Origin of the sequence: Rhodococcus sp. 852002-51564_SCH6189132-a (genome assembly GCF_001665495.1) — a bacterium.
Lineage (GTDB): Bacteria > Actinomycetota > Actinomycetes > Mycobacteriales > Mycobacteriaceae > Rhodococcus > Rhodococcus pyridinivorans.
This window is the reverse complement of record NZ_LZMJ01000074.1, coordinates 155,009-161,356: the sequence shown is the minus strand read 5'-3', so window position 1 is coordinate 161,356 and position 6,348 is coordinate 155,009. Positions and strand designations below refer to the sequence as shown.

Annotated in this window: 7 protein-coding genes; 2 read left to right on the top strand and 5 right to left on the bottom strand. The window is 69.1% G+C overall.

Annotation, left to right across the window (positions count from 1 at the left end; genetic code table 11):
- Positions 1-182 precede the first annotated feature (182 nt).
- Positions 183-752, top strand: a complete 570-nt coding sequence (locus tag A5767_RS19370; protein WP_082937746.1) for a DUF4245 domain-containing protein — start codon at positions 183-185, stop codon at positions 750-752.
- Between the two features lie 44 nt (positions 753-796).
- On the opposite strand, the gene A5767_RS19365 is transcribed toward A5767_RS19370, so the two are convergent.
- Genes A5767_RS19365 through A5767_RS19355 form a run of 3 tightly spaced genes read right to left on the bottom strand, consistent with a single transcriptional unit; the run spans position 797 to position 3,023 of the window.
- Positions 797-1,060, bottom strand: coding sequence for an exodeoxyribonuclease VII small subunit (locus A5767_RS19365; protein ID WP_033097244.1), 264 nt, complete (start codon positions 1,058-1,060; stop codon positions 797-799).
- Positions 1,057-2,322: an exodeoxyribonuclease VII large subunit gene (xseA, locus tag A5767_RS19360; RefSeq protein ID WP_006553907.1), complete on the bottom strand. Its 1,266-nt coding sequence runs from the start codon at positions 2,320-2,322 to the stop codon at positions 1,057-1,059. Before xseA ends, A5767_RS19365 begins: the two co-directional genes overlap by 4 nt.
- A complete protein-coding gene (locus A5767_RS19355; RefSeq protein WP_006553908.1) occupies positions 2,319-3,023 on the bottom strand; it encodes a lipid droplet-associated protein in 705 nt (234 codons plus the stop codon). Before A5767_RS19355 ends, xseA begins: the two co-directional genes overlap by 4 nt.
- Before the next feature lie 99 nt (positions 3,024-3,122).
- On the opposite strand from A5767_RS19355, the gene A5767_RS19350 reads away from it, so the two are divergent.
- Entirely contained in the window at positions 3,123-4,121 is a 999-nt protein-coding gene (locus A5767_RS19350) for a 4-hydroxy-3-methylbut-2-enyl diphosphate reductase (RefSeq protein WP_006553909.1), read from the top strand.
- Between the two features lie 78 nt (positions 4,122-4,199).
- Here the strand turns inward: A5767_RS19350 and A5767_RS19345 are convergent, their stop codons facing one another.
- Positions 4,200-5,099 (bottom strand): DUF6542 domain-containing protein, encoded by a 900-nt coding sequence (locus A5767_RS19345; RefSeq protein WP_231913234.1) that lies wholly within the window; start codon positions 5,097-5,099, stop codon positions 4,200-4,202.
- A gap of 24 nt (positions 5,100-5,123) precedes the next feature.
- Positions 5,124-6,287, bottom strand: coding sequence for a DNA recombination protein RmuC (locus A5767_RS19340; RefSeq protein ID WP_006553911.1), 1,164 nt, complete (start codon positions 6,285-6,287; stop codon positions 5,124-5,126).
- Positions 6,288-6,348 lie beyond the last annotated feature (61 nt).

The following is a 6,348-nucleotide window of genomic DNA, read 5'->3' as shown; positions in this document are numbered from 1 at the left end:
CGACCTGACCGTGACGATCCTCGACCGTCCGCGCCACGCGCAGATCATCAGGGAGGGCGCGCGGCGGGCGCCCGCACGATCCGTGTGTGTCGCGTGGCTATTGTCTCATCACGGCCGATGATGTGGGCTGTCGGACCCGCCCGGCCTGAACCTGCCCGTTTCGTAGCTGTCAGACTGGACGGGTGGCATCCAAGAAACCTCGCATCCTGCAAGACGGTCGAGATATGGCGTGGTCGCTGATCCCGCTGCTCGTGCTGATCCTCTTCATCGCGGCGATCGCCAGCCAGTGCGAGTTCAAGCCCGGCGGACCCACGGCGGGTCCCGTGCCGAGCTTCGACATCGATGCCGGCCTGAAGTACGACGCGGCGGAACTCGGATTCCCGATCCGCCACCCCGAGGTGCCCGAGGACTGGCAGCCCAACTCCGGTAGCCGCAGCATCGTTTCCGGTAACCAGGGCGGCGATTCGAGCACCGTCGGTTTCATCACTCCTGCAGGTCGCTACGTGCGCTTCACCCAATCGGATGCCGGTGAGGACGAACTGGTGCGATTCGTCGCCGGAGGTGCCCGCACCGCCACCGACACCAGGTCCGTCGAGGACCACGACTGGGTGGTCTACGGCGGCGAGGGCGTCGAAGCGCTCTGGGTGTCGGACTTCGGCGACGTGCGCATCCTGATCGGTGGCTCCGGCGACGAGGCCGAGTTCACGACCCTGGCCACCGCCGCGGGCAGGGCCGAGCCCCTCGAACCCTGATCCGGGTCGGAGCGACCGAGCCCTGATCGTGAGCTCGGTCGAGGTCAGTCCTCGTCCTCGTACTCGTCGTCTTCGTCCTCGTCGTCCGCGAGGGAGAGCGCCTGCTCGACACGTTCGCGGGCGCCGGCGAGATGTTCCTCGCAGCGCTGCGCGAGTGCCTCGCCGCGCTCCCACAGCTGCAACGAGTCGTCGAGGTCGAGTCCGCCCTGCTCGAGCATCTTCACGACGTTGACGAGTTCGTCCCGAGCTCGCTCGTAGCCGAACTCCCGCACATCGGCGTTGGCGTCGTCGGTTCCCGCGTTCGTCACTGTCCTGATCTTCCTTGTCGTTCGTGTCCCATGACGGCGGCGCGGGCCGCGCCGTCCGCCACGCGCACTCGCAGCTGGGTGCCGATGGGCATCTCGTCGAGTGTGCGTACCACTTCGGGGGCGCTGCCCGGCACGATCCGCTGGACCACGGCGTAGCCACGCGCCAGGGTCGCCGCGGGCCCGAGGGTCGCCAACCGTGCCCGCAGATGTTCGAGCGTCGACGATTGCGACGAGATCAATCGCGTGACGTCGCGTCGTGCCGCGTGCTGCAACCGCTCGATCTCCTCGTTCCGCCGGTCGAGATCGCGGAATGGATCGGCCAGGACGGGACGGTCGCGCAACTGTGCGATCACGTGTTCCTCGCGCCGGACCCAGTTGCGCAGCGCCGCCGCCGACCGTGCTCTCAGTTCGTCGACGAGATCGAGTTCGGCAACCGCATCGGGTACGACGCGCTTCGCGGCGTCGGTCGGGGTCGCGGCCCGCAGGTCGGCGACGTGATCACAGAGCGGACTGTCGGGCTCGTGGCCGATCGCGCTGACCACGGGCGTCGTACACGCGGCGATCGCGCGGCACAGCGCCTCGTCGGAGAAGGGCAGCAGATCCTCGACGCTGCCGCCGCCGCGGGCGAGGACGATCACCTCGACGTCCGGGTCCTTGTCGAGTGCTTCGATGGCGTCGATGAGTTGCGTGACCGCGGTCGGACCCTGCACCGTCGCGTGGCGGACGTCGAACTGCACGGCCGGCCAGCGACGCTGCGCGACCGACAGCACGTCGCGTTCGGCCGCGCTGCCGCGGCTGGTGACCAGACCGACGCGGCGCGGCAGGAAGGGGAGGGGGCGCTTCAACCGCGGGTCGAACAGTCCCTCGGCCGCGAGCAACGCACGCAGTCGTTCGAGCCGCGCGAGCAGTTCACCGATACCGACGGCCCGGATCTCCGTGACTCGCAGCGCCAGACTGCCGCGGCCGGGCCAGAAGGTCATCTTCCCGAACATGATCACGCGGCTGCCCTCGGTGAGCGGCACCCCCGATTGCTGCAACAACTGGGGTGAACAGGTCACCTGCAGGGACATGTCCACCGACGGGTCGCGCAGGGTCAAAAACGCCGTCCGCGTCCCGGGGCGGGCGTTGATCTGCGTGATCTGCCCTTCGACCCAGATGGTGCCGAGCTTGTCGATCCACCCGGCGACCTTCTGCGCCACGGTGCGGACGGGCCAGGGCTGCTCCGCGGAGTTCGGGCGTGCCGCGTTCTGTCCGGCCGTCACTTGTTACGCGCGCTCGTGATCCGGTTCGACAGCATCGTCACGAACGGAGTACGCGCGGCGTGAGCATTCTCGTATTCGAGCACCGCTGTGAGCTCGTCCACCGACAGTGCGCGCAGGCGGGCACGCAGTTGGGCGAGGGTCAGCGAGTCGTAGTCGAGGTATTCGACGATCTCGGAACGATCGTCGGAGGCGACCTTCGTGTCCGTGGTCTCGCCGATCTTCGTGACCTCGGCGTCTGCGGACTTCGCGGCGGCCTTCTTCGGAGCAGACTTCTCGGCTGCCGTCTTCTTCGCGGGCCCCTTCGTCGTCGCGGTGCCGGCCTTTACCGGTGCGGCCTGCTCGGCCACGGGTGCGTCGGCTTCGGTGGCCGGCGGGATCGAGTACAGGGCGAACCGGCCGGGAGCGCCGTTCGCGGCGCTGTTCGTCGAGGTCGCGGTCTCGTCCGAAGGGGTCGAGCCGTCGTCGTCGAAGGTCGCCCACTGTGCGGTCTCGGCGGGCTCCGCTCCGAAGATCTCGAAGAACTGGTCGCCCTTGATGGCGAACGAGGTCATGACCTGCTGCACTCGCATCGTCGTCTGCAGGATCTGGCTCACCGTCGTCATCGGCAACGAAACGGCTGTGCTCGGCAGCTTGAGGGTCTCTTCGTACGCGGTGACAGCAACGCCGGCAGCCACCCGTGCCAGGAACGGTGGACGGATCATGCCCCAAGACTGCCCGATGATCGGCGTGATTGGTAGCCGGGGAGCACGTCGGCTGCGAGCTGGAAAGCCACACTCCGACGCGCCCCGTACTCTGGAGGTATGTCTGCGCCTGTTCCTCTCGAAGTCGGGATCACACGGTCCGCCGGTCTCTCCACCTCCGGAAAGCGCGTCCTGCTCGCCGAGCCGCGCGGCTACTGCGCCGGCGTCGACCGCGCCGTCGAGACCGTCGAGAAGGCGCTCGACAAGTACGGTGCGCCGATCTACGTCCGCAAGGAGATCGTGCACAACCGCCACGTCGTCGACACGCTCGCCGACCGCGGCGTGGTGTTCGTCGACGAGACCGACGAGGTGCCCGAGGGTGCCGTGCTCGTGTTCTCGGCGCACGGTGTGTCGCCCGCGGTCCACGAATCGGCCGCTGCCCGGCAGCTGCGCACCATCGACGCGACCTGCCCGCTGGTGACGAAGGTCCACCAGGAGGCCAAGCGCTTCGCCCGCGACGACTTCGACATCCTGCTCATCGGTCACGAGGGCCACGAGGAGGTCGAGGGCACCGCAGGTGAGGCCCCCGACCATGTGCAGCTCGTCGACGGTCCCGACGCCGTCGATTCGGTGACCGTGCGCGATCCGTCGAAGGTCATCTGGCTGTCCCAGACCACCCTGAGCGTCGACGAGACGATGCAGACCGTGCAGCGTCTGCGCCAGAAGTTCCCGCAGCTGCAGGATCCGCCGAGCGACGACATCTGCTACGCCACGCAGAACCGCCAGGTCGCGGTGAAGGCGATGGCGCCCGAGTGCGATCTGGTGATCGTCGTGGGGTCGCGGAACTCGTCGAACTCCGTGCGGCTCGTCGAGGTCGCCCTCGGTGCGGGTGCCCGGGCAGCGCACCTGGTCGACTACGCCAAGGAGATCGATCCGGCCTGGCTCGAGGGTGTCGAGACCGTCGGCATCACCTCCGGCGCGTCGGTCCCCGAGATCCTCGTTCAGGGCGTCGTCCAGTTCCTCGACGAGCGCGGTTTCCACGACGTGCAGTCGGTGACGACCGCCAACGAGACCCTGGTGTTCGCTCTCCCGCGCGAACTGCGCGCGTCGCGTCGCTGAACCGGGTAGTTCCGTAGAGCGAAGACGACCGGTCACCGCCGTGAATCGGCACGTGACCGGTCGTCTTCGTCGTGTGGGTCAGTCCTCGTAGCGGTCGCGGTACCGCACGCGCGGCGGCTCGTAGCCCTGCGTGGGTGCGGGGGAGGGCGCCGGTCGACCGGTGTCCGGCTCGGGTGCCGGACGGCGCCGCGGCTCGCGGACCTCCGGCTGCACCGGGTCCGCAGGTCGGGGAGCGCGGGCACGCCGGGGAGCGGGCTGCTCGGCGGCCGGGGATTCGGGACGGACGCGGCGACGGGATCGGGTGTCGGCGACCTCCCGGACCGACGCCTTCGCGGCCGGCGTCCCGCGGCCCGAAGCGGTGCGACGTGCATCCGCAGGGGTGGCCGTCGCCGGTCGCCCCCGGCCCGCACGCCTGGTCGGCCGGGCGTTCGCAGCGCGTGTCGGCCGGTCGCCCGCGGCGCGAGCGGGGCGGTCCTTCGCGGTTCCGGTCTTCGCTGCCCGCGGCTTCGCCCGCTCTCGCGGCGCACGGGCACGTACTCCCGTGTTCTGTCGGGTCACGAAGATCCGGAAACCGCCGAGGGCCAGTGCCAGGAGTGTCGCCACCAGCATCGCCGGGAAGCGGTTCACCAGCGGATAGGCGACGTTGAGCGCGAGATCCTTCAATCCGCCGGTGCTGGCGGAGGAGACGATCTCCTGACCGATCGGCACCGCGAGGACCAGCAGCAGAGGCGGCTGGGCCATGGCCGTGAACAGTCCGCGATAGCGCACCGCCACCACGGCCGCGACGCAGCCGAGCACGTAGAAGACAGTGAACGCAGAGGTCAGCTCGTTCCCGCGTGCGCTGTCGAGCAGCACCCCGAGAAGCGTCGTTCCGGCTGCGATCGCCACGGCACCCCACCAGGGCACACCGGGCACCGTAGGCACCAACGACCGCATGTCGAGCGGCACCGCCGAACGTGCACGTTGGGTTGCAGACACAACGTAGACATTAGCGTGGCGATGTCAGCTCGCTTCGTCGACAGGACCGTCCGCCACTGCTCTTTCTGCCAGAGTGCTGCGTCGCGGCCAAGCGTCGACACGCTGCACCTCGGGCACCTCACCGTCGAATATTTCCAGGTCGTGGAGCTTGCGGGCCGTCACGCCCACCCGGGTGTCCATCGACGAGACCGTCATGTTGAACGAATCGACGGCCTTGCCGAGCTGGTTGCCGAGCCGATCGAGGTGGGAACCGACCACACCGAGCCGTTGGTACAGTTCACGGCCCAATCGGTGGATGGTCGCGGCGTCGCGGGAGAGCGCCTCCTGCCGCCAGGTGTGCGCGATCGTGCGCAGCAACGCGACGAGCGTGGTCGGTGTGGCGAGGATGACGTTCCGGGCGAAGGCGTGCTCGAGCAGATCGGGATCGGCGCCGAGCGCGGCATCGAGGAACGGATCGCCGGGGACGAACAACACGACGAACTCGGGCGTCGGGTCGAACGACTCCCAGTAGGCCTTCGCCGCCAGTTGGTCGATGTGGGTGCGCAGTTGGCGTGCGTGGCGCGTGAGGTGCCGGTCGCGCTCGTCGGGCTCCTCGGCCTCGGCGGCATCCAGATAGGCGGCGAAGGGCACCTTCGCATCGACGACGATCTGTTTGCCACCCGCGAGGTAGACGAGCAGGTCGGGGCGCACCCCGTCCTTGCTCACCTGGGTGTCGAAGTCGCAGTGCCGGACCATCCCGGCGAGCTCGACGACGCGTTCGAGCTGGATCTCGCCCCATCGTCCGCGGATCTGCGGCGCACGCAGCGCGGTGACCAGCTGCTGGGTCCGCGTGGACAGCAGCTGCGACGCGCGGTGCATGCCCTCGACCTGCTCGCTCAGCCCGGCGTAGGCGTGCACGCGGTTGCGTTCGACGTGCTCGACCTGCCGGGCCAGCGCACCCACGGCCTCGTTCAACGGGCCGACGAGCCGCGAGACCTGGTCGCCGATGGCACCGGACTGCCGGCGCGCGGCATCCTCGCTCACCGCTGCCAGCGACTGACGCAGCTGCTCCTCGTTGTCCCGCAGGGCTGCCAGCTGCGCCTCGGCACGGGCTGCGCGTTCGCCGTCGCGGGTGGCCCGCAACAGCCAGCCGAGCACCACCCCGAGACCGAGCGCGACGAGCAGGCCGAGTGCCGTGAGTGCTGTCATGTGGCGGATGATGCCTCATCGATGCGACATCCACCCGACATCCGGGGATGTCGGTCCTCTC

Excerpts from the sequence above, each read along its gene's own strand:
- A5767_RS19355 (WP_006553908.1), bottom strand. The coding sequence starts at position 3,023 with ATGATCCGTCCACCGTTCCTGGCACGGGTGGCTGCCGGCGTTGCTGTC.
- A5767_RS19350 (WP_006553909.1), top strand. The coding sequence starts at position 3,123 with ATGTCTGCGCCTGTTCCTCTCGAAGTCGGGATCACACGGTCCGCCGGT.
- A5767_RS19340 (WP_006553911.1), bottom strand. The coding sequence starts at position 6,287 with ATGACAGCACTCACGGCACTCGGCCTGCTCGTCGCGCTCGGTCTCGGG.